Below are 26,257 nucleotides of genomic sequence, written 5' to 3' on the forward strand. Positions count from 1 at the left end.
TCCCTTCCATATACACACATAACTGTATCATATTTTTATGGTACAGTGTCTATAAACAGTGTACTACACTTTGCGTTTTTTGTCAATTATAGATATTACTTTTTCATAATCCGTGAACGTCAATTTCAGGTCTGAATTTTATATTATTTTCCTGTTTTCCTGTCAATTTCAATAGACAATATGGGAATAGTACCGAATCTATCTGCATTCTGTACAATTTACCGTATCAGATCTTGTACACTTTTTCTTGGATTCTTCCCACTGCCGCACATATGTCAAATATTTAAATTTTATGATTTTTCCTCGAACTGGTCAAAGGTGATCTTGTCAAACTCCGCCCGCACCATCTCGGATGCCTTGATAAAGACCTCCCGGAAGAAACAGGGCTCGTCCTTCTCCCTTGTACAGACAAAATCCTCATCCATACACCGGTTGATGTAAAACGGCCCCTCAATGGTCTCGACCACCTGCCGCAGCGTGATTTCAGACGCGGGCTTTGCCAGCTCGTATCCGCCCTGGATTCCCTTATAGGATTTGATGATGCCGCTTGCGACCAGTTTTCTGAGAATCTTCAAAGAAAACCGCAGCGTGACGCCGGACATCTCCGCCAGGGTCTTCGCGTCCAGCCGTTTCCCATTTTTCGCCAGACAGTAAACCATCCTCGTAGCATAATCGGCTTCCAGAGTAATATGCATCTCAAATACTTCTCCCATCTAATCGTCTTACATTGTGTTCCCCATATCTGCATATCCTGTTTCTCTGCATCAATCCAAAAAGTCCTTGAGCTTTTTGCTCCTGCTTGGATGCCGCAGCTTTCTGAGCGCCTTGGCCTCGATCTGGCGGATGCGCTCCCTGGTCACATTGAACTCCTTTCCGACCTCCTCGAGCGTTCTGGAACGGCCGTCCTCCAGTCCAAACCGAAGGCGCAGCACCTTTTCTTCGCGCGGCGTCAAAGTCTGCAGCACATCCGAAAGCTGTTCCTTGAGCAGCGTATGCGAAGCCGCCTCTGCCGGGGCCGGCGCGTCGTCGTCCGGGATGAAGTCGCCGAGATGGCTGTCCTCCTCCTCGCCGATCGGCGTTTCGAGCGATACCGGCTCCTGCGCCACCCGCATGATCTCGCGCACCTTGTCGACCGGCATATCCAGCTCCGCGGCAATCTCCTCGGCCGTTGGGTCGTGTCCGTTCTTATGCAGCAGCAGGGAGCTTACCTTTTTGACCTTGTTGATTGTCTCGACCATGTGGACCGGGATGCGGATGGTCCTTGCCTGGTCCGCAATTGCGCGGGTGATGGCCTGCCGGATCCACCAGGTCGCATAGGTCGAGAATTTGAAGCCCTTGGTGTGGTCAAACTTCTCGACTGCCTTGATGAGTCCCAAATTGCCCTCCTGGATCAGGTCCAGAAACTGCATGCCGCGGCCGACATAGCGCTTCGCGATGCTGACGACCAGCCTGAGGTTCGCCTCGGACAGCCGCTTCTTCGCATACTCGTCGCCCTGCTCCATCCGCGTCGCAAGATCGATCTCTTCCTCCGGCGTCAGCAGGGGCACCCGGCCGATCTCCTTGAGATAGACCTTGACCGGATCGTCGATGTTGATGCCCTCGGCCGACAGCGCAACCTCGAGATCCTCGTGCTCGCTCTGGACATGGAAATCCGCGTCGATGGCCGGCGCAAGGTCCTCGATGATTTCGATGCTGTAGGCTTCCAGCGTATCATACAGCTTATCCACCTGCTCCACGTCGAAATCGAGTTCCTCAAGCGCGTCGTTGATCTCCTTGGTGGTCAGCTTGCCCTTGGTCTTGCCGTGCTCGATTAAATCCTTGATCACGTTTTTCTTTTCAGCATTTGCCATATTTGTAACTCCTCTTGTATTACTGCGCATAACAGTTCTGTCGGATATTCGAATGCGCTTACTTTTTCTTTTTCCCCAAGCTTGCGATATATGCCAGCGTGTCGTTGTCGTCCATGCCGGCGATGTCTTCTTTTGTCTTTCTGTTTTTGAATTCCAGCAGCCGTTCCATATACTCATCGGCCTGTTCCGTTGTACAGTGCGCGTCGGACGCGTTGAGAATCCCCGCAATGCGCGCCATCTGCTCCTTGTCAAAGTCGGCGGAAAGCTGCATCAGGTCGACCGGCAGATTCTGCCTGAGCCGCTCGGTCAAAACCGTGTAGACCTGCCGGTTGAAGGAGGTCACAAAGTCTTCAGGCCTGATGCGGCAGCAGATCCTGTTGTAATAATCCGGGTTCTTCATCAGCACGGCGATGAGCTTTTCTTCGGTCAGCGCCGCGCCCTTGTTTCGGTTTCGCTCCGGGTTGATCTTGTCGAGCTTTTCAAAGCCGGCTATATGGATATCCGCCCGCTCCTTTTTATTCTTCGCCCTTCGGTTTTGTTTTATCAAATTATTTACCTGCAGATACAGCGCGTCCTTGGTGATGGAAAGCTCATTCGCAACCTTCAGGATGAATACATCCCGTTCCACCGGGCTGTTTACCTCGCTTAACAGCTTGGACGCCTTCTTCAGATAATCGATTTTTCCCTGTGTCGTCTCAATATCGTAGACCTGCCTGAGACGGTGCAGCTCATATTCGACATAGTTGTCGCTGCCGTCCAAAAGCAGCTTAAACCGCGTGCTGCCGAATTTTTTGATGTATTCGTCCGGATCCTTCGCGCCGGGGATCGACAGGATCCTGATCTGCAGCCCTCTGGCATCCAGCAGCTCGACGGCCCGCTTGGTCGCCTTCTGCCCCGCCTCGTCGCTGTCGTAGGCCAGGATGACCTCGTTGGTGTACTGCGCAATCAGCTGCACCTGTTCGCTTGTCAGCGCCGTGCCGAGCGTCGCGACCGCATAGTCGAAGCCGCCCTGATGGATGCTGATGACATCCATATAGCCTTCTGAAAGGATCAGCTTTCCGGCTTTGCTCGCCTTTGCGATATTCAGCGCAAACAGGTTCCGGCTCTTCTTAAAGACCGGCGTGTCGGAGGAGTTCAGGTATTTCGGCCCCTTTTGATCCAGCGCGCGGCCGCCGAACGCGATGACGTTCCCGCGCAGGTCGATGATCGGGAAGATCACGCGGTTCCGGAACTGGTCATAGCACGAACCGTTCCGGCCTCTGGCCACGATATTCGAGGACAAAAGCGCCTCATCCCGGTAACCAAGGCCTTTCAGATGGCGGTACATCTCTCCCCATGCATTCGGCGCGTAGCCAAGCCCGAATTTCTTGACGGTTTCCGCGCTCAGTCCCCGTTCGACCAGGTATGCGCGCGCCGCTTTTCCGTTGTCGCTCAACAGGTATTTATAATAGAAGCGCGCCGCCTGCCGGTTGATTTCCAATATCTCCGTTTTCAGGCGCGCCAGCTCGTTGTTCTCGCCGCTGTCCGGCACCTCAAGGCCGGCCCGCTTGGCCAGAAGCTGCACAGCCTCCACATAGCTGAGATGCTCGATCTCCTCGATGAAGGTGATCACGTCGCCGCCCTTGCCGCATCCGAAGCAGTAGAAGGACTGCGTATCCGGAAACACCGCGAAGGATCCGGTCTTCTCTGAATGGAACGGGCAAAGTCCCATCAGGTTGCGGCCGCCGCGCTTCAGGCTGACGTAAGAGGACACCACATCCTCAATCTCACAGTGAAATTTAAGCTCCTCGATAAACTGGCTTCCAATGATAGGGCATCCTCTCCTTTCCTATCTCAAATCATATATTTGCAACATTGTTTTCCGCTTCCCCGGCACCGCTTTGGTTGAGCTGCCAAAATTCCGCCGGCTTCCGGTTTTGAGAAAACGCATTTGCAATGGACAGACGATTCCCTTAAACGGCCGTCGTCCGGTAATCCCTTTCCCGCAGCAGCCATATCCTGCGGCAGATGGAAACTCATCCCTGCCTGGGTCCGCCCCAGGATCGTGGGATAAAGATATCCTCATACAAACCGATCGCGTAGTTGTCGGTCATGCCTGAGATGTAATCGCAGACCGCCCGCGCCTTCCCCTCCTGCTCGCAGACCTGCCGGTAGAGCGGCGGCAGCCGTTCGGGAAATTGCAGGAAATGTTCGTACAGCCTGCCGGTCAGGTATTCGGCCTTGCCTTCCTCCCCCTTTGCCTGCGGGTTGGTGTAGACGTTTTCAAACATAAAGCTGCGGAACAGCAGAAAGGTGCGGAAGGTCTCCTCGTCCATCGCGATGTCCTCATCGGAATGCTCGATGATCGAGGTGATCAGCGCGGTGATGCGCGCGGACTTGGAACGCCCCAGTATGTACTTGACGTCCCACGGGAGATCGTCCTCCTCGAGGATGCCGCCGCGCACGGCGTCCTCAAAGTCGTGGTTCAGATAGGCGATTTTGTCGGCAAACCGCACCACCCGTCCCTCCAGAGTCTTCGCAGTCCGTCTGGTGGTGTGGCAGGCGATGCCGTTTAACACCTCATAGGTGAGGTTCAGCCCCTTGAGGTCGTTTTCCAGCCGGTGTACGACCCGCACGCTCTGGATGTTGTGCCGGTATCCATATTCGCATACCCGATCGAGCGCACGCTCCCCGGCGTGGCCGAACGGCGTGTGGCCGAGGTCGTGCCCCAGGCAGATCGCCTCGGTCAGGTCCTCGTTGAGCCGCAGCGCCCGCGCGATGGTGCGCGCAATCTGCGACACCTCCAGCGTATGGGTCAGGCGGGTGCGGTAATGCGAGCCCTCCGGGGCCAGAAAGACCTGTGTTTTGTCCTTGAGCCGCCGGAAGGATTTGCAGTGCAGGATACGGTCCCTGTCCCGCTGGTAGCAGGTGCGGATATCGCAGTCCTTCTGCGGCCTCATGCGGCCCTTTGACCCGTCGCTTTTTGCCGCGCGCGGCGAGAGCATCTCGTGCTCCAGCCGCTGGGTCTGTTCCCTGATATTCATAGAAAAACCCCCTTTTCATCGGTTTTTTCCCATGATATACATTCTACTCTTATTATACCGTTTCGATTGTAATTCTCCTGCGGCGGACACAAAAAGTTTATCTTTTCCCGCTTTGAAAGGCCAGATCAGCCAAACAATCCCGTTTCTGTGCCAACCGGCGGCAAAACGCGACGGCGGCTTTCGCCGAACATCAGCATTTCTCCGAAAAGACCTCCTCTTCGAGCTTCGGAACGATGGTCCCGCCGCTGAGCTCGGTCACATCCTTCACAAACCGGTCGTAGTGACACGCCTGCATCATGACCCGCAACACCACCGCCGCGCCGAAGTCGCTGCCCAGCGTCAGCGTCTGGTACTGGGGCAGGATGTAGCTGATCTTACCGTACATCGCATAGTCGAACTCCAGTTTTATCACATAGCACAGCCGTTTCGTGACAATGCCGGCCGCATCCAGCGCGAGCTTCGCCCCGTGCGAATAGGCGCGCACAAGGCCGCCCGCGCCCAGCAGGATGCCGCCGAAATACCGCGTGACCACCACGGCCACATCGGTCACCTTTTCCTTCTGCAGCACGTCCAGCACCGGGATGCCGGCCGTCCCCTGCGGTTCCCCGTCGTCCGAGTAGCGCTTGAGCATGCCATTCTGCAGGATATAGGCGTGAACATTGTGCGTGGCGTCCCAATACTTCTGCTTGATCCCGGCCACGAACGCCAGCGCCTCTTCTTCATCCTTTACCGGGCTGACATGGCCGATAAACCGGGACTTGCGCTCTGTAAACTCATCCTGCGCGCATTCTAGTATGGTCCTGAATTCCTCCATGAAGGCGTTTCCCTCCTGATCTCTCATATCCATAAAAGAAAAACAAAGCGATGCACAAATGAATCATGCACCGCTCTTTTTTGTTTGTATTCAGCTTATTTGCCCAGATTATAACGTTTTCTGAACCGATCGACACGGCCGCCCGTATCAACCAGCTTCTGTCTGCCGGTGAAGAACGGATGACACTTGGAGCAGATTTCAACGCGGATGTCGCCTCTGGTGGAACGCGTTTCGATCTCCTCTCCGCATGCACAGCGGATGACGGTTTTTTCATACTTCGGATGAATTCCCTGTTTCATATGCAATACCTCTTTCTTTGCGCTACGTTCAGCCGCCTGACAGGCTTATCGGCGTAGCTTGATGTGAACTTCTATAACTCATAAGATAATATCATAATGCGGACAAAAATGCAAGTACTTTTTCATCTTTTTTATTTCTTATTCGACCGGATCGATGTATCTTGCCGAGATTCGCGGCACAAACCGTTCGGTCTGGTCGTCGGTCAGGTACCGTTCCGAACCGTTGGTCTGTCCGTACACCCGGATGTAGGCGCCCTCGTCAAAATTCAGCGCGCGGCTTTCCGTCTTCGCATAGTAAACATAAGCCACCTGCTCCTCGTCGCCGTCGATGTCGACGCGCAGCTTGAGCATCTCATCGGTCTCACTGACAGGATGCACCGTTCCGTCAAACCGCACCATGGTGCCGATCAGTTCCGCAGTGTTGTATTTCAGGAGGTTGTCATAGCTGTACGATTTGAACGCCTCTTTCTCACGCGCTTCACGCTCGGCCTTCTTCGCGGCGTTCGCGAACATGATCACCGTATCGGTCCGGTAGCTGTAGACGTCATGGGAATTGTCGGCGCAGTAGTAATACCGGCGCGGCTCCACATCGTTGTAGATGTCTTCCAGCGCGCCGTCCTGATACTGGATCAGGATATCGTTGGTGACATCCGCCAGAATGCGGATGGTCTCCCGCTCCTCGTTGATCGACACCTTCCAGATGGTCTGGATGCCGATGTCATAGAGGGTGTCGAGAAGGGCTTCATCGCCGATTTTGAGCAGCTCGGCCCGATCCTTATCCCGGATGACCACCGTTTCCCGGATCTGCGGCGTGCTGACCGTACCGGACGAGCTGTCCGTCCCGCCTCCCTGCGGGTCATGCGCGCTTCCGAGGCTGCTGAGGAGCAGCACCAGCATTCCCGTAAACAGCGCCGCAAAGAACACACTGAGTACCCATTTTCCGGCCTTCGGCCAGTCATGGTACTTCCAGAGCAGGAAGATGCCGATCGGCGCGACGAGGATCAGCGCCAGCCACAGAAACCATGCCGACCGGTAAAACGGCGGCGGCGGTTCCAGCACCATTTCATCCTGGTCCGATTCGTTCATCATCCCCTGCTTGCGGCGGTCGGCCTCGCACCAGCCGCAGAAATCGTCCGTTTTGGCAATGTAGCGGCCGCATACCGGACACTTGATCATATCATCGGACAATGGCGTATGTTGTTCTATTTTCAAACCGCATTTCGGACATTCCTGACATCCGTCATCCAAAGGATGCCCGCAGTTTTTACATTCTTTCATGAAACAGCCTCCATTTTTGATATTGTTATACATACTGTGAGGCGAATTCCCCACCCGCAGCAGCGTTTCCCACCATTGTTCCAGCTATCTGGAATCAAACGCCGCCGGTCGCCGAAGTTGGAAGATCATCGGATACCCTTTTGCCTCGAAAAACAGGCGCTAAGCGTATCGGATGCGAATCTATGTATAACATTCTAGCATAAGTTTTCATATTATTCAATATTTTCGGCCATATTTATTAATTGTTTGTTTCAAAATATAAAAAATGTCTAAATAAAATTCTATTTTTGACGAATCAAACAAAAAAGCTGCCAGATTTTTGACATTGCTCCCAGTTCTCATGAGACGCGGAAACACCGCCGTCCCATAAATTCTGTCCACAGATGTTTGAAATGATACCCGAATCCTTCAATTTAAAAACAAATTTTAGACATCCGGCTGCCTTACAGATGGATATCTTTAAGATGGTATCATAAAAAAATTTACAGGCAATTTTGTAAATACAAATTGCCTGTAAATTTTCGCCGCCCGCTGCCAGGCAGCGGCAGGTTTCTCCCTTTTTTGAACAGGCCAAAGCGGTCCTAGTATTCGTAGTCCGCGACCGCTCGGTCTGTTGTGATCTCAGCGACAAAGCCCTTGATCTCGACATGCGGCGGATAACTCTGATAAGCTTCCAGCGCCTGCTTCGAGTCGAACTCACTGTACAGGCAAAGGTCGAATCCATTTGGATTGAAGTTTACGCCGACCTCCAGGTGTTTCATCCCGTCAACCTGGCCGCGCAGCGCTTCGAGCCTCTCTTTGAGCTGCTGCGCGTTCTGCTGCCTGGTATTTCCAAGCGCTTCGTCTTTCAGTTTCCAGAATACGATGTGTTTAATCATGCTGCATCTTCCATGTTCTGTTTTCGGCATGGTTGAGTTAACACATGAAAAAGCTCTGAAGAGACGCTTGTTTCATAAAATTTCAGCAGATTCCAGTCTTTTTGGTGTTTATTCCTATACAGACGGAGAGGAACACCAAATACAGTGCCGATTTTTCATGTCAACTCAACAAAGCCCTGCTTTTATAAAATACGCCGCCGGGCGGCCGTATTCCCTGTGTTTTCTGTCGGAACCGCCGGTGACAGTATTCCGCGATATGCGCGCCGTTTCTCTGCCGGAAACCCGTCCGCGCGCAAGCTTTCATCCTTGTCCTGTGTCAGCCGCGGGACCAGTATTTCCGGTCAAGACTGCGGTACCGCACCGCTTCCGCGATGTGGGCGGCTTTGATCTGACCGCTCTGTTCCATGTCCGCAATGGTCCGCGACACCTTCAGGATGCGGTCATAGGCCCGCGCGGACAGTCCAAGATTCTGGAACGCGTTCTTCAGCAGCCGCGACGCGTCGTCGCTCATCACGCACACCTTTTCCAGCAGGGATGGGGTCAGCCGCGCATTGCAGGAAACGCCGCTGCCGCGGTACCGTTCCAGCTGAAAGGTGCGCGCCCTCTCCACCCGTTTGCGGATGGCCTCCGACGGTTCCTCTTTGCCCTTCGCTGTCAGATGGTCGAATTCCACCGGCAGCACCTCGATGTGCAGGTCCAGCCGGTCCAGCAGCGGCCCGGAAACACGTCCAAGATACCGTCCGACCGCGGCCTCGCTGCAGCCGCAGCGGCGCGTGGGACTCCCGTAATAGCCGCAGGGGCACGGATTCATGGCTGCCACCAGCATCACGCTGCACGGATAGGTCAGCCTGCACTGCGCGCGGGAGATGGTCACCCTGGCGTCCTCCATCGGCTGGCGCAGCACCTCCATCGTCGCGCGCGGGAACTCCGGCAGCTCATCCAGGAACAGCACGCCGTTGTGCGCCAGCGAAACCTCCCCGGGCTTCGGGTTGCTTCCGCCGCCGGTCAGCCCGGCCGGCGATACGGTGTGATGCGGCGAGCGGAACGGCCGCACCGAAACGATCGGCCGCTCGGGCGTCACCATCCCGGCAATCGAATGGATTTTGGTGGTCTCCATCGCCTCCTCGAAGGTCATCGGCGGCAGGATGGACGGCAGCCTTTTGGCCAGCATGCTTTTGCCGGAACCCGGCGGGCCGATCAGCAGGATGTTGTGCGCGCCTGCCGCGGCGATTTCCAGCGCGCGCTTGGCCTGCGCCTGCCCCTTGACCTCCGAAAAATCCAGGGAAAGCGGCGCGCGCACCGCTTCGAACCGGTATGGCGCGGCAGCCTCAACCCGCTTTGCGCCCGACAGATGTCCGGTCAGCTGCTCAAGGCTTTCCACCGGATAGACGCTCATGCCGTCGACGACCGACGCTTCGGCCGCGTTCTGTGCGGGCAGAAAGACCGCCTCGAAGCCGTGCTCCTTCGCCTTCGACACCATTGGCAGCACGCCGGTGACCGGATGCAGTGCGCCGGAAAGCGACAGCTCCCCGATAAACGCAAAGCGGTCCAGCTCCCCCGCCATCTGCCCGGACGCCTTGAGAATCGCCACCGCAATCGGCAGGTCGTAGAGCGGCCCCACCTTCTTGATGTCGGCCGGCGCCAGGTTGACCGTGATATGGCTGACAGGAAACGCAAAGCCCGTGTTTTTGATGGCCGACCGCACGCGGTCCTTGGCCTCGCGGACCGCTGCGTCGGGCAGTCCCACGATATCGAAGTTCGGCATACCGTTCGCGATGTCCACTTCCACCGAAACCACAAAGGAGTCCAGGCCCAAAAAGCCCAGTGAATTCAGCGCTGCATACAAGGATGTCCCCACCTTTCGACATGTTGCCGGATCAATCTATACAAACATTATAACGGCAAATTTCGAATAGTTCAACAATATCACATAATATTTTTTTGCGCCTTGACAAGCTTCTATTATTTGTATTATAGTATAAAGTAGGGTAATTTTAGATTGATATCCCGTGATTTTTTGGTCAAGATGAAGAGCACCGGATGGATCCCCTGCACCAAAGCTCCATGCGCATATGCAGGACGGCCGGATGCAGATATACTCTAAAAGAAAAGGAAACAGGTGATGATTTTGAAGGAACAGCAGTTGTACGACAGATGGCTCCAATATCAGCTGGAAGATAAAGACCTGACCGACGAGCTCAACGAGATCACCGGCAGGGAAGAGGAAATCGTGGACCGGTTCTACCGCGATCTGGAATTCGGAACCGGCGGCCTGCGCGGCGTGATTGGCGCGGGCACCAACCGCATGAACATCTACACCATCCGGCGCGCCACACAGGGTCTCGCCGACTATTTAAACGAGGACTATAAGACCGCCTGCGTGGCGATCTCCTACGATTCGCGCATCAAGTCCGACCGGTTTGCCAGAGAAGCCGCCTGCGTGCTCGCGGCAAACGGTATCAAGGCATATCTCTATAAAGAGCTGATGCCGACCCCGGCGCTCTCGTTCGCGGTGCGCGAGCTTGGCTGCCAGGCGGGCATCATGGTGACGGCCAGTCACAACCCGGCAAAATACAACGGTTACAAGGCCTACGGCGCGGACGGCTGCCAGATGACGCTGGAAATCGCCGAACGCGTGCTGACGCTGATCAACAGGCTCGACATCTTTGAGGATGTCAAAACCATGGACTTCGAGGAAGCCATCCAGAAGGGGCTGATCGCATACATTCCGGACGAGGTCACCGAGAAGTTCATCCAGCATGTACTCGGCGAGGCCATCAACCCGGGCATCTGCGAGAAGGCCGGCCTGAAGGTCGTTTACACGCCGCTCAACGGCACCGGAAACAAGCCGGTCCGCGAGACACTCCGCCGCATGGGCATCCGGGATGTGACCGTCGTTCCCGAGCAGGAATATCCGGACGGCAATTTTCCGACCTGCCCGTTCCCAAACCCGGAAATCCGCGAAGCGCTGCAGAAGGGCCTCGAGCTCTGCGATAAGGTCCAGCCGGACCTGCTTCTGGCGACCGACCCGGACTGCGACCGCGTCGGCATTGCGGTCAATCAAAACGGCGAATACATCCTGATGAGCGGCAACGAGGTCGGCGCGCTGCTGCTGCAGTACATCGCATCCTGCCGCATTCAAAACGGCACCATGCCGAAGAACCCGATTGCCGTCAAAACGATCGTCACTTCGAATATCATCGAGGCGATTGCGAAGGATTACGGCGTTCAGGTCATCAATGTCCTGACCGGGTTCAAGTTCATCGGCGAGCAGATTGCCCTGCTGGAAGAAAAGGGCGAACAGAACCGCTACATCTTCGGCTTCGAAGAGAGCTACGGCTATCTGTCCGGCACCTATGTGCGCGACAAGGATGCTGTCAACGGCGCGGCGCTGATCTGTGAGATGGCGGCCTACTACAAATCCCAGGGCAAAACGCTGGTGGATGTGCTGAACGAGATCTACGCGAAGTACGGCAACTATCTGCATGTACAGGGCAACTTCACCTGCGAGGGTGTGACCGGCATGCAGCGCATGAACGACATCATGGAGTCGCTGCGGAAGAATCCCCCGGCTGTCATCGGCGGCTTGGAGGTTCTGCGCTTTGCCGATTATGAAACGAGCGTCATGAAGGATCTGAAGAGCGGTGAAACCTCCGAGATCAAGCTGCCGAAATCGAACGTTCTGCAGTTCGATCTGCAGGATGAAGCCGGCGTCATCATCCGCCCGTCCGGCACGGAACCGAAGATCAAGGTCTACTACACCACCAAGTGCGATACTAAGGAAGCCGCCGCCAAGCTGCAGGAGCAACTGGCCGTGGATATGACCAAGCTGATGGGCTTTTAAGATAATTGATTGCAATAGAACCCCCGGCATCTGGGATGCCGGGGGTTTTCTGTTATGTAATTTTCCGTGCGCTTGTGAGATCCGTATCCCGCTGCCGTGTTGTCTCTTTTAAATAAGTTTTCCATACCTTTGTAAACGCCGCTTCCTTTTATTTTTCATCTGATTTGTTCAGGTTGTTATACATGATGTAAATGCCATCCCGAACAATATCTGATTTCGACCTGCCCAAAACCTCGCAGCAGTATTCCAGTATCGCCTTATCCTCTAAGGTCAGGCGAATTTCTGTCCTTGCCAGCTTCGGATGGTCGCTGGGCGGCCGGCCTATTCTTGCACGCAATGGATCACCTCGCTTTCCTCCGTACAAATTGAATGATAGGTCAAGTACGGAGAAAAGTCAAGCATTATTACATAAAAGGATATACAATTCATTCTTTTATGTAATCACCCATCCTTTTGCAGAGATGACATAAACTAAAGCAAGCCGTCTGTCAATTGACAGACGGCTTGCTTTAGTTTATGATGTTGGCACTATGTTTTTGTTCAGAAAAATAAAATTTCATGCATATTTCAAATGCCTTGACAGATGATCCAATAAAAAACAAGGATTTTCCTGTCATGTTCTGCGGAAAAACACACAATATAAAAGGGTATCCGGAGATTCCGAATACCCTTTTTTAAATCGTTCGTACAAATGGGAGTTATGGCAGATAGTTCACCGGGTTCATATACTGGCCATTGATACGGATTTCAAAATGGCAGTGTGCGCCAAACGCGTTGCCGGTTTGACCGATTGCCGCAATGGTCTGACCCTGTGAAACTTTTGCGCCTGTGCTGACATACAGTGCACTGGCATGCGCATACAATGTCGTAACACCGTTGCCATGGTCGATGATGACATGCATGCCGTACGGACCGGACTGGCCCGCATAGGTGACAGTGCCCGCCGCCGATGCGTAGATCGGCTTGCCATAGGCGCCGGAGGTTGTGATGTCGATTCCGGTATGTCCGGCATAGCCATACAGGCCGCAGGAGATATATCCCTGAGCCGGCCAGATAAACTGGGTGGAACCGGCGCCGATGCTTGGCGGAACATATCCGCCGGAAGAACCGGATGAGCCGTAGGATACCTCTGGTTCCTTCGTTCCGACCAGAACGACCTCATCGACGGCCTTTTTGAGAGTCTCCTCCTTAATGGTGGTGCGGGACTCCTCCACGCCGTCTATATATGTCACTTCATAAGTGGTGTTCTTTTCACCATCAACGCCTTCGGTCTTCACCTTTTCGGTGCCCTTTTCCAAAGTCGCGTCGTTGATCTTTTTGGTTGCGTGCTTGATAGCAGTCTTTTTCGACTCGGTCCGGATGGTCCTCACGCCGAGGAACGGCTGGGAACGCGAGATGAGAAGCTCCTGTCCTGGGAAAAACGCTTCGTCAATATTGGGATTCAGCTCTTTCAGATCCGCGACCGAGAGGTCATGCTCGGATGCAACCGTGATCGGCACATCGCCTTTTTTGATGGTATAAACCTGTTCCCCCTGCACCTCACGGGTGATGGAGGACTCGATATTTTCGACATCCACGATACTGGAAACCGGGTAAAGACCCTGTTTTACCTGAATCGGCTTGACGAATTCAACCCGTTCATCCGCCGTACCGGTGCGATACTGGTCCAGCATGCTGTTCAGCAGCTCAATCAGCTTTTCACCGTTCTCCGCGGCTCCAATAAACTTGTCGTCGACATACAGGCCATCCGCCTCGCTGACATTGTTGCCGGATATCTCAATGAGCTTATCGGTCACATGGTCCACGCTGGCGAACTGCGTATCGGCATCCACGACGGTCAGTGTAAAACGTGCGGACATCTCTTTCGGGGTCTCCTCCTGTTCGTACACGACGCGTCCCTGCATCATCTTCTGCGCCCGTTCAAAGACGGCTTCATCAGCGATGTAGCCGAGCTGCTCTCCCTCGTACTCGACGGACAGCGCATAATTCAGCGATCCGAAATGCTGCAGCGTAAGCACCAGCACCACGACCGCTAAAACCGGCATAACATAGTTGAAAAATTTTACGATGACATGTTTGCACTCTTTGATATCACGCTTTAACAGATAGAAGCATTCCTTCATAACGGAGGTTGCGCCTTTCCTCGAAGCGTGCTTGACTCGTCTCTTTGCGATGATATACCCGTTCCGGATCTTTTTAAACGGTCCGGCAATATCGTCTGCGATGATATGGGCCCATTCCGTTGTCTTCGCGGCCACCAGCTTGGATTCCTTCTTAAGCGGCCGGAAGAACGTTTTCATACCGGAAGAAACAGCCTTGGATATCCGCCTTCCATAGCGGATCAGCCTGCTTCCTGCCAGATAGGAAACGCGATAGGCATATTCAAATGTTTGATTGATCACGTTAGAGGCGCCGGTGAGCAAGCTTCCTGCCTTCTCACCAATGTCAGACTGCATACCATCTTCCTTTTGCTCTTTGCAGTCTTTTAGAGCCATCCCATCAACTCCTTTCCCTGCACGGGCTCCCTAATGCCCGTTTTTAAAGTCCCTTCTTACCCATAATGTGTATCACACAAAGAACATTATACACATTATGCCGCCAAAATCAAGGCTTTTATGCATTTCGACGAACAACAAAAGGCAGTTTGACCAAAATTCAACCTATATTTCAAGATGTATTTGGTCAATTTTTCAGACAATTCTCTGATCGACAACATTCGTACCTTACAGTATATGTTTTTCTTCTTATAAAAGAAACATGATACCACCTTTTTTGATACGTCAAGCTATGCAGACGGACGCTTCTCCCTTATCAGAGCATCCATAAACAGGATACCATATGAATCCTAACGTTCTTACGGGATTTTATAAAAAAACCGTAAAAACCGCGAAAAAAGGCGGAATTCCGGCAGATACCGGGATTCCGCCTTCCTGTTTTTACAGTAAGACCTTGGATAAAAAGTCCTGTGTGCGCTGGTTCTTTGGATTTGCGAAAAATTCCGCCGGGGTATTCTGCTCCAGAATCTTTCCTTCATCCATGAACAGCACCCTTGTTCCGACCTCGCGGGCAAAGCCCATCTCATGGGTGACGACCACCATCGTCATACCGTCGCGCGCAAGCTCCTTCATCAGCTCCAATACCTCGCCGACCATTTCGGGATCGAGCGCCGAGGTGGGCTCGTCGAACAGCATCACGTCGGGGTTCATGGCCAGCGCGCGGACGATCGCGATGCGCTGCTTCTGGCCGCCCGAAAGCTGTCCGGGATAAACCTCCGCCTTGTCGGCAAGCGAGATGCGTTCCAGCAGGCGCATGGCGTTTTTATTCGCTTCCTCCCTGCTCTGCAGCCCCAGCTTCACGGGAGCGAGCGTGATGTTCCCAAGCACCGTCAGATGCGGGAACAGGTTGAAGTGCTGGAACACCATGCCCATCTTCCGCCTGATCTGGTCGATGTTGGCCTTCGGCGTGTTGATCTGCTTTCCTTCGAACCAGATTTCACCGCCGGTCGGAGTCTCCAGCAGGTTCAGGCAGCGCAGGAAGGTGCTCTTTCCGGATCCGGACGGGCCGATGATGACAACCTTCTCGCCCTGTTCGATCTGTTCGTCGATGCCGTCCAGCACGTTGTTTTTGCCGAAATTTTTAACAAGATTCTTAACGGTTATCACTCTTGGCCAGCCTCCTTTCCAGTATGCGCATCAGCTGTGTCATGATGGTGACGCAGACCCAGTAGACGATGGCTATAATGATCAGCGGCGTAAACGCCTGATAGGTCCTGCTTCGGATCAGGTTGGCCGCCATGGTCAGGTCGATGATCGACACATAACCGACAATCGACGTCTCCTTGAAGAGTGCGATGAACTCGTTGACCAGCGACGGCAGAATGTTTTTCACGGCCTGCGGCAGCACGATCAGCGTCATCGACTTGGGGTATGAAAGGCCCAGCGAACGGCCGGCTTCCATCTGTCCCTTGTCCACCGAAAGAATGCCTGCGCGGAAAATTTCCGCCACATACGCGCCGGAATTGATGCCAAAAGAAATGATCGCAACCTGAACGCCATTTAAACTGGTCAGCGCCAGAATGCCAAAATACATAATCATAACCTGCACCACAATTGGTGTCCCGCGGATGATCGACAGATAAACGCCGCAGAGCTTGTCAAAAAATATCAGAACGCCGTGACTGAATTTGTTTCGGACCGGCTTCCCCTTGGAGCTTGCCGCGCTGACACGTACCACCGCTACGATCAGACCGATCAGCACACCCAGCAGGATGGCAAACACCGCAATCAGCACTGTGTTGCCAAGTCCTCCTAAGAGCGACTTCCAGCGGTCGTCGGTAATCAGCGTCTGCTGCAGCTCATTCATAAGGCTGTCAAATAGATTCAAACTGTATCCCCTCCCAAAAGCATCTCCCAAAGCTTTTTATGCGGTTAACAGAACAGCAGATGCCCTTCAAGACATCTGCTGTCCGGTTCGTTCTTTCTATAGTCGGATTTACTGCGCCGAGTTGTGTTTTGCCAGATAGGAATCAATTTTGCCTTCGTCCATCAGGCGCTGAAGTGTGCCGTTGATGGCTTCGAGCAGTTCTTTGTTGCCCTTGCCGACACAGATTGCGTATTCCTCTTCGGTCAGCGGTTCATTGACAAGCTTCAGTCCCGCGTTCTGTTTGACGATGGTCTCCGCCGGCAGCTTGTCTATGATGACAGCATCCAGCTTTCCTGTATTCAGGTCCATTGCCGCATCCAATGCATTTTTATAAGGATTGACTGTGGCTCCTTCAATCTCCTCGGTTGCATACATATCCCCTGTGGTACCGGCCTGTACGCCGATACGTTTGCCTTCCAGCTGGTCCGGGGAGGTGATGTCGCTGTCTTCCGGCAGAATGATATACTGCGAGGATTTGACATATTTGGTGGAGAAGTCGACGTTCTTCAGGCGGTCCTCACGCACGGTCATGCCGGCTGCGCCGAACGCGACCTTGCCGGTGGTGACCGACGGGATGATCGAATCGAATTCCATGTTTTTGATTTCCAGCTCCACGCCGAGGTCCTTTGCGATTTCCGCCGCGATCTCCGCATCGACGCCGACAATGGTTTCGCCTTCCATATACTCAAACGGCGGGAACGCGGCGTTGGTGCCCATGACAATCTTTCCGTCTTTTCTAATCTGATCGAGGGTCGTGTAGCTGGAGCAGGCGGTCATCGACAACGCCATGGTCAGCGCCAGAACGCCTGCCGCAAGTTTTTTCATTGTTTTCTTCATACCTTTAACCTCCAAAATATTGAGTCATCATGCTCTTTTCCTTCTCCGCCGCCTTACATGCATCTGCCAAATCTGCATCAAGATTCGCCAGCGATGCATAATTCGTCATCCAGCGGAGCAAAACGCTATTCTTATTATATATGCACCCATACAAGAAATCAAGTGGGAATCGCCACTTTTTCCCCCAATGCATAAATTTTCTGCATCCCTCGCGCCGCTTGTCCCCGGCGCGGGAGCGCAAAATGACACGCGCTGATATTTATACATTCCCATCCGTCAAGCCGAGCCTCTCCAGCAGAACGCGCATATCCGGCATCAGCGGGGCTGTTACAGTGATCCGCTTTCCGGTCTCCGGCTCCTCAAACGCCATATAGCCGCAGTGCAGGGCCTGACGCTGAAGAAGGCTGCCGTCGCCGCCGTAAAGCACATCCCCAACCAGCGGATGCCCGATCGAGGAAAGATGCACGCGGATCTGATGGGTCCTGCCGGTCTGCAGAACCAGCCTTATCAGGCTGCATCCGCCGCCCGAGGCCAACGTGGTATAGCCGGTCACGGCGCGCTGTCCGTCCGGGCGCACCATACGCTTGATTTCGTCCTCCTTCACCCGGCCGATCGGCGCGTCGATGGTTCCCTGCCGCTTTTCCGGCGTTCCATGTACCACCGCCAGATACTCCTTATACACGCCTGTCTGCAGCCGGCAGGCTGCGTAAGCATTCTTGGCCACGAGCACCGCGCCGGAGGTGTCCTTGTCCAGCCGGTTGACCGGCCGGTACGGGATGTCATAACCGTTCTTTCTGCAGTGCGCCGCAAAGACGTTGCCAAGCGTATCGTATGGATGGAACCGCGACGGATGGGTCGGCATAAACGGCGGCTTGTTGAAGACCACCACCTGCTCATCCTCCAGACAGATCCCCGCCTCGGCGTCGCTCTCCCGCATCCCCTTCTCCTCATCATAGAGCCGGATGCGCAGGATATCCCCGGTGTGCAGTCCGTCCACCATGCGGATGTGGCTGCCATTGAGATCAATCGCCTCCCGGTTCTTTTTGACGCGGCTGAGTACCCGGCGGGAATATCCATGGACCCGCTTTAAATAGAACCCCACCTGCATCTCGTCGTATTCGGATGTGATGTGGTACACATTCTCCTGCATGGCTTCTCTCCTTCGTCCTGTTTCCCATATCCGCAAAGAAGCCGCCGTTTCAGCCCCAGCGGGCTGAAGCGGCGGCTTCCGGAACAGATGATCCTTCGTATCAATCCTTATTCATCAAAGTCCGGGAAGATATCCGCCACGGACTGGGAATCTCTGCGCATGCCAAAATGACCGTAGATGACCGCACCCTCGTTGACCTGAATGACGTCGGCCACGATGTCGCCGACCACCAGCGCGGTTTTGCCGAACAGCACCGAATGCTTGATGTCGATGTTGCCCTTGATTTTTCCGTTGATCTCGGCGGAATCCGCATGGATGTCTCCGACAATCTTGGTTCCGTCGCTGACGAACACATCGCCGGAAGCTTCGAGCTTGCCGCGGATGGCCGCGCCCTTTGCGACAATGTTGACCGCCTCTGCGTCGCCCTCAACCCGGCCGGAAACGGTGAAATTGCCCTTGCAGTTCACATTGCCGTTGATGGTTCCCATCAGCTCGATCGAACCATCCGATTCGATATTACCGTTGATGGTGGTCTTTCCGCAGATCACGGTCGTGGAGGTGTCGATGGCCTGAGCCGGCGCGACGGTCTTGGCGACCACAACATCGGTGGATGCCGCCTGCGGCTCGGAAACCTTCTTGGGCTCGGCTGGCTTCGGCTCCTCCCGCACCTCTTTCGGTGCTGCCGGCTGTGCAACCTTTTTGACAGTGGTGTTTTCCGAAACAACCTTTTTGACGGTCTGCTGCGGCTGCTTCTTCGGCGCTTCCTTAGCCGCCTGTTTGCTTTCCTTCTCCGCAGCCGCCGCTTTGCTGGCGTCTTCGGGATTAAATACCTCTCTAAAAGCCTGTGAGAAATCCGATTTCAGTCCCATGAGACTTCCTCCTTATATATCTATGATTTTTCAACAATTATTTCTGTCCAACCTTGACAAACTGCTCCGGCTGGACGCGGTTTGTCACCGAATCGAACAGATATCCCCGTTCCTTCAGCTCGTCAATGAGCCTTGGAAGAACCTTCGGCAGGTTGACATTTGCAGAAGAGTCATGCGCCAGAATGATCGCACGGTTGTAGCCGCTCTTTTCGCGGTTATTGATGTTCTTCATAATGGCATTGTACAGATGCTCCTCCGTAACAGAATGCCCGACCGCATCCTCCGCAGAGGTGTGCCAGTCGTAAAATACATAGCCCCTGGCGCCCATCTCCTGAATAATCTCTTTCATCAGACCGGGGTCGACATTCGAGTTGTTGCTTCCGCCCGGGAAACGGTACACGGTCGGCTTCACGCCGGTCGCATCGACGATGACCTGGCTCAGCCGCTCAAACTCTTCCAGGAAGCTGTCTATCGAAGCGTAAACCTTGCTGTAATCGTGGGTGTAGGAGTGCATGGCAATCGCGTGCCCCTCATCCACGATGCGCTTGTAGAGCCGCTTGGATTCCTCATCCTCGCGTCCAATCACAAAAAAAGTTGCCTTAACACCCTTTTCCTTCAGGATGTCCAGCACCTCATCCGTCACCGGGGACGGGCCGTCGTCAAATGTAAAATAGATCATCGGACTGGAATTTTCCGTGTAGTTGTCCGGCGCCCGGTCTTTTGTCGGAATCCACAGGCCCGGGTGATAATCTTTGAATGGATTCTCCTCGTCCTGCGAAGCCGAACCGCCCGGCGAATCCAAAAGCGGTTTGTTGGAGATGCTGTTGCGCTCGCTGCGTTTGGACAGATCCGCAACCTGTGTATACAGCTCCACAATTTCGCTCTGCAGGTATCCAATCCGGACACTTTGAACAATTGCAATGATGGTTGGAATGACGATCATTGCAATGATGGCGGAGATGATCACGGTCTTAAAGATCCGTACATTTCTTCTATTTACCATAGCCACACACATTTCTCAAGCCCAAAAACCGGGCTTTTCCTTTTTAATAGGACTGCTGTGCCGGTATGCACAGAGTCTAACTGTTTTCATTATATAACATTCTGTCTTGTATTGTCAACAACAGTAAAAAAATTTAAAAAATATGGGTGTATTGATCGAAATATCTGTATTTTTAACCGCCATGTTGGTAATCCTGACCCCTGTTTTTCCGATTATTTTCTGGAATATCCAGATATTTTTGATGAATGGCCGCATCTCATCCGCATATTTTCTCATGCAGCAAAAGAATTGGGAGAACCGGCCGTTTTGATAAATTTTATTGGGATACACAGATTCCATAAACAGGATTTTCCAGCCGGGATTCGACTCAGCGCACAAAAAAGAACGCCGCTCAGTTTGGACTGATTCACGGCGTTCTATGTCGTTTTCGTCTCAGGCCACCCCCCACATCAGCTTGACGATCAGCATCGAGATGACGCCGGGGAGACCCAGCATCAGCGAGGTGAAGACCGTAAAGATGTTATATACCATCCCGATGGAGGTAAACGACGTGGTCAGATTGATGCCCAGCAGTCCCAAAAGCCCCAAGGACATATTGCCCATTGCCGCTGCAAAGGGCCGCCGGGTTTTTATGTAGATCTTCACCATCAAGATGAAGATCGCCGCCATGACGCAGAATATGGCGATGTCCGCTATTCCCATGAAAGATATTCCCCCTCGAACCGCATCATCTGCCGGCAGGGATGGCAGGTGAAGCCCTGCTCCTTCGCATACTTCAAAAGATGGCGGTATCTTGCCATCAGTGAATTCTTCTCGTAGATGCAGGCGTCGATCAGATCGTCGTCCACCTCCAGGTCGAACCGCGTGTCCACCTCTTCGATGCGCTTTTTCAGGATTCCCAGTTCCGCAATGAGCTCGCGTTCTTCTTTTTTCTCCTGCACACGACTACGGCTTCCCAGATGCAGGAAACTTTTTGCATGTAATAGTCCTTCCACTGTTTTAACCGCCTTTCTTTTGATACATGTATATGTAAGTAGAATGGACAAATATGCCTTCCATTATACCGGTGTTAGAAAAAAGTGGACGGACTATTCGATAAAGTCAAACTTGTTTACCGCGTTTGTTCACGCTGGTATATTTTTAAATCATCAAGCTGCCAATGAAGCAGAGCATGCGCCGTTTTGTTTGCCAAGTGGCGCTTGGCGGGGTGGTTGTTACTCCGCTGTGGCACAGCGATATCGCTTTGTTTGCCAAGGAACCTTGGCAATCTGGTCGTTACTTCACTGTGGCACAGCGGCCTTTCGCTGTTTACCAAGAGCCACTTGGCAATCTGGTCGTTACTTCACTGTGGCACAGCGGCCTTTCGCTGTTTACCAAGAGCCACTTGGCAGTGTGGTCGTTACTTCTTTGCGTGGCCAAAGAAGTAACCAAGAAAGGCCGTTCAAGGGGGCCATGCACTGTGCCGCTCCTAGCCAGATGGCCCCCTTGAAAATCCCCTCTGATATCCCATTACCTGCTACGGCCGCCTGCGGGCGGCGTATTGCTTTTGGCTGAGTGGTCGGGCATAGCTAGCAGCGGACGCTTTCCCGGCTACAGGTTGCTTTCATGGTACCCCAATCCCTTGGCTGGTCGTAGACTGACATCAATTCTTGTAGATTTTATCGGTCATAGATATACCACGATTCTTCGATTAAATATCTTGCAGGGAATCTACAGGGACTCAACTTTCTTAGACAGGCACATCGGGCAACCACCCTGTTTATTTAGAGTACAAAACGAAACCTTTATTACAACAGCATAGTGTCAATTGCTCTGCCAATGGATTCGGAATACAGGGCGAGCGGATATACAGACATAACAGTCGATGTAACAGACGTCCGAACTCAGCGAACGCTGTGCTTCCTTGCCCTAAATAGGGTGCGGACGGGCTGAGGGGGTTTCCAAAGGGGGAATGACGTCCATATTAACTGTACCGAAGCGGCATTCCCCCTTTGGCGGCCTTTCTTGGTTCTTCTTTGGCCGCGCAAAGAAGAACTTCCACTTTGCCAAGTGGTTCTTGACAATCACAGCGAAGCCGCTGCGCCGCTGCGAAATAAGAATTCTTGTCCCGATACTATCAGTTATATGGTAGAGTCAGAATACGGTATTCTAACTCTACCATATAACTGATGAAACATGTTGATCCTATCTCCGTGTTTTATCTTCACCTGATACTTCATAAATGCAAACATCTCTAATCCAACTATCCTTCATATACGCCCGTATATGAAAATCTGAAAATGAAGATAACAAAAAAAGAGCGGATGATCATCCGCTCTTTTTTCATATGCATGCAGTTTTTTTCACTTAACCTGCAAAGAATACAAGGTATACGTTGATGGCAACAGCCAGCACGATGAACAGGATTGCCGCAATCTTGGTGATTCTTTTCAGCAGCGCTTCCATCGTCCTGCCCTGGTTTTTGCCAAGATAGGATTCCGAGGTGCCGCCGGTGATCACGTTCATGCCCTGCGTTTTGGATTCCTGAAGAAGAACCACGATGATCAGGAAGATACAAATCAAAATCAAAGCTACACCTAAGATGATTTCTGCCAAACCCATTTTCTTACCTCCTCGCTGAACTACGCATAGAACACTGCGTTTCATATTCTTTATTTTTTAAAATCCGTCCGGAACAGGGAACCGAAGACTTTCGCTCCGGCGGCCGCTGCGCGCAATGCGTAATGAACGAGATTTTATGAATAGTCCTCTTGTTAGATTATATCATACCCGAAATGTTTTTTCAAGAAAAATCTTTAAAAATACAGCTGGATTCGACGAAAAAATTTTGAAACGCATTCCATAAATTCCCGATGATAATCTTCACATGCGGTGACATAATAATAGTGGCTTTACAAAAGAAGTTTGTAAAAAAACAGGATTGCGTTTGCGTTGATATCACTGAATCCCGGCCGTATAGAAGCATATTTCGCAAGGATGACCGCTTTATACCGAATAAGCTCGGGGTGTAAAAAGGCAGGATGAGCAGAACATTTGCTGCTCTTAGAAGTTCCAGGATGGAATCCTGCGTTTTCGTGGATATCGTTTTATACTGTAAAGCCGCGCTGCAGCCTTGGATTTCTTTTTTTATTAAAAGAAACCGGGCTGCAATCTTTTTGTCTGAAATCCGCGCCATACATAACACAAAACAGCGCTAAATCCGGCCAATTGTCCGTTGTTCCATATCATTTAGATAATATATGTTTTCATACCGTACGCAGTGCGGCAAACAGTCCGGTCAATAGCTAACCGGCAAATACCATTTTAAGCAGCCGCAAACCATCCCCAGCTTGTTCCATTCCCGCAGCATCAACCGGGATGCCATTATATTGCAAAACTGTTCCCCAAACAAGCCGCACGGTCACATCGGAAGATATTCTACAGCTTCAGCTGTTCGAACACCTCGCCATCCTTGGCAAACTGTCCTGCGCTTGGAATATTTTTCAACCGGAACCGGTCTTCATTCTGAAACTGTCCTGCCGTGTAGGGATCAACCGATGAAACCACCGCATCCCTGCGCAGCCGCATGATCTGGATGCCCTGTGTATTCTTCGCCGTCTTGACGCTGACCTGATCGGAATGGAGGATTAAAATCCTGCCGCTGGTGGCCTGCATGACAAAATCCTGTTCCTCGGTGACCGCATGGATCGCTGCCAGCGGAACCTTATCGTAATAGGCATTCAGCAGCTTTTTCCTCTTGGTTTTGGTCCAGTAGGCGTTTAAAGGCACCTTGGCGATCTTGCCGTTCTGGAAGAAGAACAGCATATGGCCGCCGTAGTCCTTGGTCACGCAGAGATATTCCACCGTTTCACCTTCGTCAAAGCCGAGCTTCGCCGGGATGTACTCGCCGAACACACTGGCTTTGGTGTCGTCAAATTCGGATGCGCGGCTTTTATAGACCTGCGATTGATTGGTAAAGAACAGCAGTTCCGCTGTATTACTGCTCTCAATCTGCTGAACAATCACATCGCCGTCCTTGAGCTTCTGATCCGAGCTCATGCGAAGCGACTGCGGCGTGATCTTTTTAAAGTACCCTTCCTTGCTCAGGAACAGCCAGACCGGATAATCAGGCACCTCGTCCTCGACCGGCCCCATCTCCTCTTCGGATGGATAGACAAGCAGCGTTTTTCTGGGCTTGCCGTATTTCTTGGCGACATCTTTGAGTTCCGCAATGATGATGGCGCCCAGCTTCCGTTCATCCGCCAGGATGCTCTGCATCTCTTCGACTGTGGCTTTTAACGAATCGATCTCCCTGGTACACTTCAGGATATACTCCTCATTCAGATGACGCAGCTTGATTTCCGCTACATATTCAGCCTGAATCTTATCGATTGAAAAGCCTTCCATCAGGTTTTGGATGACCTGTTCTTCCAGCTTGGTTTCCCGGATAATGCGGATGGCCTTATCGATATCCAGCAGGATTTTGGAAAGGCCTTCAAGCAGATGCATCTTTTCCTGCTTTTTCTTCAAATCATAGACCGTCCTGCGGCGGACGCAGCCCGTACGGAAGGAAATCCATTCGTTCAGCAGCTCCCTGACGCCCATCACCCTTGGCACACCATCGATCAGCACATTGAAGTTGCAGGAGAAATTATCCTCCAGCGGCGTCATGCGCAACAGCTTCGCCATCAGCTTTTCCGCATCCACACCGCGTTTGAGATCGATCGCAAGCTTCAGGCCGGACAGGTCGGTCTCGTCGCGGATATCGGAGATTTCGCGAATTTTGCCCTGCTTGATCAGATCGATGATCTTGTCCATAATCGCTTCCACGGTGGTGCTCGGCGGAATCTCGCTCACTTCAATGCAGTTGTTCTGCTTGTCATAGATGTAGCGGCAGCGCACCCGCACGCTTCCGCGTCCACTTTTATAGATCTTTCTCAGATCGTGCTCGTTGTACACCACAAACCCGCCGCCGGGAAAGTCCGGAGCGATCAGCGTGGATAAAATCTTATGCTCCGGATTCTTCATAAGGGCAATCGTGGTTTCACAGACCTCACTCAGGTTGAACGGGCAGATGGAACTCGCCATACCGACCGCGATGCCGACATTCGAGTTGACCAGGATGGACGGGAAGGTGACCGGCAGCAGCAGCGGTTCCTTCTGTGTGTTGTCGTAGTTGTCCACAAAGTCGACGGTGTTTTTATCGATATCGCGGAACAGTTCACCCCCGATCGCATCGAGCTTGACTTCGGTGTAACGGGAGGCCGCATAGGCCATATCCCGCGAATAGGCTTTGCCGAAGTTTCCTTTGGAATCCACATAGGGGTATAACAGCGCCTCGTTACCGCGGGCAAGACGAACCATCGTCTCATAGATTGCGGCGTCGCCGTGCGGGTTCAGCTTCATCGTCTGGCCGACAACGTTGGCCGATTTGGTCCGCGCACCGGTCAATAACCCCATCTTATACATCGTATACAGAATCTTACGATGGGACGGCTTGAAGCCGTCAATCTGCGGAATCGCACGGGATACAATGACGCTCATCGCATACGGCATATAGTTTTTCTCGAGCGTTTCGGTGATCGGCTGTTCCAGCACCAGACCGGCGTTCTCGATCTCCGCATTGGCATTGACCTTTTTTTCACTGCCAGGTTGTTTTTTCTTTGCCATCTTGTATCTTTCACCTCATCTTCCCTATACGGGAATCTGTTATCTGCTTTTATATTTCACTGAATTCCAATGAAATTCATCTTATATTCCTATTTGCCATCCATCGCTGCGCACATTCAAGATGTGAAACCGTCTTTCAACCGTTTTAGAACCCAGCGTCCATATGTATCTGTGAAAAGCCACCCTCTCCCCCATCCGCCGCACTCCGGAAAAGAATGAGTCCACTATGGCGTGGAGAGCACAATGAGGCTAAACGAGACGGTGTATCGGATGAGCTGTATAGCTATCAGCGACAGAACGGATGTCCGAAAAAGCGATGCGCATGGTGTGCCTCTGCACTG

Annotated in this window: 21 protein-coding genes; 1 reads left to right on the top strand and 20 read right to left on the bottom strand. The window is 52.7% G+C overall.

All coding sequences use genetic code 11. The annotated features are described in order from the left end of the window. Nucleotides 1–290: 290 nt before the first annotated feature. The 9 genes from BN348_RS11945 to BN348_RS11990 form a co-directional block, all read right to left on the bottom strand. Nucleotides 291–695 carry an RrF2 family transcriptional regulator gene (locus tag BN348_RS11945; RefSeq protein WP_040198262.1) on the bottom strand — a complete coding sequence of 135 codons (405 nt, stop codon included), beginning with the start codon at nucleotides 693–695 and terminating at the stop codon, nucleotides 291–293. 69 nt (nucleotides 696–764) lie between these two features. Then, complete coding sequence (gene rpoD / locus BN348_RS11950) at nucleotides 765–1,850, bottom strand: RNA polymerase sigma factor RpoD (protein ID WP_040198263.1); 1,086 nt, start codon at nucleotides 1,848–1,850, stop codon at nucleotides 765–767. A 58-nt stretch (nucleotides 1,851–1,908) separates the two neighbouring features. After that, on the bottom strand, nucleotides 1,909–3,660 hold the full coding sequence (gene dnaG / locus BN348_RS11955) for a DNA primase (protein ID WP_040198264.1): 1,752 nt from the start codon (nucleotides 3,658–3,660) through the stop codon (nucleotides 1,909–1,911). Nucleotides 3,661–3,865: 205 nt separating this feature from the next. Next, entirely contained in the window at nucleotides 3,866–4,873 is a 1,008-nt protein-coding gene (locus BN348_RS11960; protein ID WP_040198265.1) for a deoxyguanosinetriphosphate triphosphohydrolase, read from the bottom strand. A gap of 190 nt (nucleotides 4,874–5,063) precedes the next feature. Next, entirely contained in the window at nucleotides 5,064–5,687 is a 624-nt protein-coding gene (locus BN348_RS11965; RefSeq protein ID WP_040198266.1) for a YigZ family protein, read from the bottom strand. A 95-nt stretch (nucleotides 5,688–5,782) separates the two neighbouring features. Further along, nucleotides 5,783–5,986, bottom strand: a complete 204-nt coding sequence (gene rpmE / locus BN348_RS11970) for a 50S ribosomal protein L31 (protein ID WP_040198267.1) — start codon at nucleotides 5,984–5,986, stop codon at nucleotides 5,783–5,785. Nucleotides 5,987–6,124: 138 nt separating this feature from the next. Beyond that, nucleotides 6,125–7,264 carry a zinc ribbon domain-containing protein gene (locus tag BN348_RS11975; protein ID WP_040198268.1) on the bottom strand — a complete coding sequence of 380 codons (1,140 nt, stop codon included), beginning with the start codon at nucleotides 7,262–7,264 and terminating at the stop codon, nucleotides 6,125–6,127. 581 nt (nucleotides 7,265–7,845) lie between these two features. Then, nucleotides 7,846–8,142, bottom strand: coding sequence for a Dabb family protein (locus BN348_RS11985; RefSeq protein WP_040198270.1), 297 nt, complete (start codon nucleotides 8,140–8,142; stop codon nucleotides 7,846–7,848). A 316-nt stretch (nucleotides 8,143–8,458) separates the two neighbouring features. Beyond that, nucleotides 8,459–9,988: a YifB family Mg chelatase-like AAA ATPase gene (locus BN348_RS11990; protein ID WP_040198271.1), complete on the bottom strand. Its 1,530-nt coding sequence runs from the start codon at nucleotides 9,986–9,988 to the stop codon at nucleotides 8,459–8,461. A gap of 276 nt (nucleotides 9,989–10,264) precedes the next feature. Between BN348_RS11990 and BN348_RS11995 the strand changes: the two genes are divergently transcribed. Then, entirely contained in the window at nucleotides 10,265–11,986 is a 1,722-nt protein-coding gene (locus tag BN348_RS11995; protein ID WP_052446911.1) for a phospho-sugar mutase, read from the top strand. A 698-nt stretch (nucleotides 11,987–12,684) separates the two neighbouring features. Here the strand turns inward: BN348_RS11995 and BN348_RS12000 are convergent. From BN348_RS12000 to BN348_RS12065, 11 genes are all read right to left on the bottom strand, one after another. Beyond that, nucleotides 12,685–14,442, bottom strand: a complete 1,758-nt coding sequence (locus BN348_RS12000) for a M23 family metallopeptidase (protein WP_040198272.1) — start codon at nucleotides 14,440–14,442, stop codon at nucleotides 12,685–12,687. A gap of 480 nt (nucleotides 14,443–14,922) precedes the next feature. Then, nucleotides 14,923–15,648, bottom strand: a complete 726-nt coding sequence (locus BN348_RS12005) for an amino acid ABC transporter ATP-binding protein (protein WP_040198273.1) — start codon at nucleotides 15,646–15,648, stop codon at nucleotides 14,923–14,925. Continuing rightward, nucleotides 15,635–16,369: an amino acid ABC transporter permease gene (locus BN348_RS12010; RefSeq protein WP_242844348.1), complete on the bottom strand. Its 735-nt coding sequence runs from the start codon at nucleotides 16,367–16,369 to the stop codon at nucleotides 15,635–15,637. The genes BN348_RS12005 and BN348_RS12010 overlap by 14 nt, the downstream gene beginning before the upstream one ends. A gap of 108 nt (nucleotides 16,370–16,477) precedes the next feature. Beyond that, complete coding sequence (locus BN348_RS12015) at nucleotides 16,478–17,245, bottom strand: transporter substrate-binding domain-containing protein (RefSeq protein WP_040198275.1); 768 nt, start codon at nucleotides 17,243–17,245, stop codon at nucleotides 16,478–16,480. Between the two features lie 259 nt (nucleotides 17,246–17,504). Beyond that, entirely contained in the window at nucleotides 17,505–18,395 is an 891-nt protein-coding gene (locus BN348_RS12025; RefSeq protein WP_052446912.1) for an RluA family pseudouridine synthase, read from the bottom strand. Nucleotides 18,396–18,502: 107 nt separating this feature from the next. After that, the gene (locus BN348_RS12030) at nucleotides 18,503–19,264 is read right to left on the bottom strand and encodes a bactofilin family protein (protein WP_040198277.1); all 762 of its coding nucleotides are present in this window, start codon (nucleotides 19,262–19,264) and stop codon (nucleotides 18,503–18,505) included. Between the two features lie 37 nt (nucleotides 19,265–19,301). Then, nucleotides 19,302–20,267 carry a polysaccharide deacetylase family protein gene (locus BN348_RS13360; protein WP_052446913.1) on the bottom strand — a complete coding sequence of 322 codons (966 nt, stop codon included), beginning with the start codon at nucleotides 20,265–20,267 and terminating at the stop codon, nucleotides 19,302–19,304. A 432-nt stretch (nucleotides 20,268–20,699) separates the two neighbouring features. Further along, complete coding sequence (locus BN348_RS12045) at nucleotides 20,700–20,969, bottom strand: pro-sigmaK processing inhibitor BofA family protein (protein WP_040198279.1); 270 nt, start codon at nucleotides 20,967–20,969, stop codon at nucleotides 20,700–20,702. Beyond that, nucleotides 20,960–21,208, bottom strand: coding sequence for a DUF2508 family protein (locus tag BN348_RS12050; protein WP_040198280.1), 249 nt, complete (start codon nucleotides 21,206–21,208; stop codon nucleotides 20,960–20,962). Before BN348_RS12050 ends, BN348_RS12045 begins: the two co-directional genes overlap by 10 nt. Before the next feature lie 1,405 nt (nucleotides 21,209–22,613). Continuing rightward, nucleotides 22,614–22,868: a preprotein translocase subunit SecG gene (secG, locus tag BN348_RS12055; RefSeq protein ID WP_040198281.1), complete on the bottom strand. Its 255-nt coding sequence runs from the start codon at nucleotides 22,866–22,868 to the stop codon at nucleotides 22,614–22,616. Between the two features lie 816 nt (nucleotides 22,869–23,684). Beyond that, the gene (locus BN348_RS12065) at nucleotides 23,685–25,916 is read right to left on the bottom strand and encodes a DNA gyrase/topoisomerase IV subunit A (RefSeq protein ID WP_040198283.1); all 2,232 of its coding nucleotides are present in this window, start codon (nucleotides 25,914–25,916) and stop codon (nucleotides 23,685–23,687) included. Nucleotides 25,917–26,257: the final 341 nt, after the last annotated feature.

It is taken from the genome of Candidatus Soleaferrea massiliensis AP7 (assembly GCF_000820765.1).
In the GTDB taxonomy this organism is placed as follows: Bacteria; Bacillota; Clostridia; order Oscillospirales; family Ruminococcaceae; genus Soleaferrea; species Soleaferrea massiliensis.

Bases quoted from the DNA above. Each gene is read 5' to 3' on its own strand.
- BN348_RS12015 (WP_040198275.1), bottom strand. From the start codon at position 17,245: ATGAAGAAAACAATGAAAAAACTTGCGGCAGGCGTTCTGGCGCTGACC.
- BN348_RS11985 (WP_040198270.1), bottom strand. From the start codon at position 8,142: ATGATTAAACACATCGTATTCTGGAAACTGAAAGACGAAGCGCTTGGA.
- BN348_RS12025 (WP_052446912.1), bottom strand. From the start codon at position 18,395: ATGCAGGAGAATGTGTACCACATCACATCCGAATACGACGAGATGCAG.
- secG (WP_040198281.1), bottom strand. From the start codon at position 22,868: ATGGGTTTGGCAGAAATCATCTTAGGTGTAGCTTTGATTTTGATTTGT.
- BN348_RS11995 (WP_052446911.1), top strand. From the start codon at position 10,265: ATGATTTTGAAGGAACAGCAGTTGTACGACAGATGGCTCCAATATCAG.
- BN348_RS11975 (WP_040198268.1), bottom strand. From the start codon at position 7,264: ATGAAAGAATGTAAAAACTGCGGGCATCCTTTGGATGACGGATGTCAG.
- BN348_RS11945 (WP_040198262.1), bottom strand. From the start codon at position 695: ATGCATATTACTCTGGAAGCCGATTATGCTACGAGGATGGTTTACTGT.
- rpoD (WP_040198263.1), bottom strand. From the start codon at position 1,850: ATGGCAAATGCTGAAAAGAAAAACGTGATCAAGGATTTAATCGAGCAC.
- BN348_RS12030 (WP_040198277.1), bottom strand. From the start codon at position 19,264: ATGGGACTGAAATCGGATTTCTCACAGGCTTTTAGAGAGGTATTTAAT.
- BN348_RS11960 (WP_040198265.1), bottom strand. From the start codon at position 4,873: ATGAATATCAGGGAACAGACCCAGCGGCTGGAGCACGAGATGCTCTCG.
- BN348_RS12045 (WP_040198279.1), bottom strand. From the start codon at position 20,969: ATGGGAATAGCGGACATCGCCATATTCTGCGTCATGGCGGCGATCTTC.
- BN348_RS11965 (WP_040198266.1), bottom strand. From the start codon at position 5,687: ATGGAGGAATTCAGGACCATACTAGAATGCGCGCAGGATGAGTTTACA.
- BN348_RS13360 (WP_052446913.1), bottom strand. From the start codon at position 20,267: ATGGTAAATAGAAGAAATGTACGGATCTTTAAGACCGTGATCATCTCC.
- rpmE (WP_040198267.1), bottom strand. From the start codon at position 5,986: ATGAAACAGGGAATTCATCCGAAGTATGAAAAAACCGTCATCCGCTGT.
- BN348_RS12065 (WP_040198283.1), bottom strand. From the start codon at position 25,916: ATGGCAAAGAAAAAACAACCTGGCAGTGAAAAAAAGGTCAATGCCAAT.
- BN348_RS12000 (WP_040198272.1), bottom strand. From the start codon at position 14,442: ATGCAGTCTGACATTGGTGAGAAGGCAGGAAGCTTGCTCACCGGCGCC.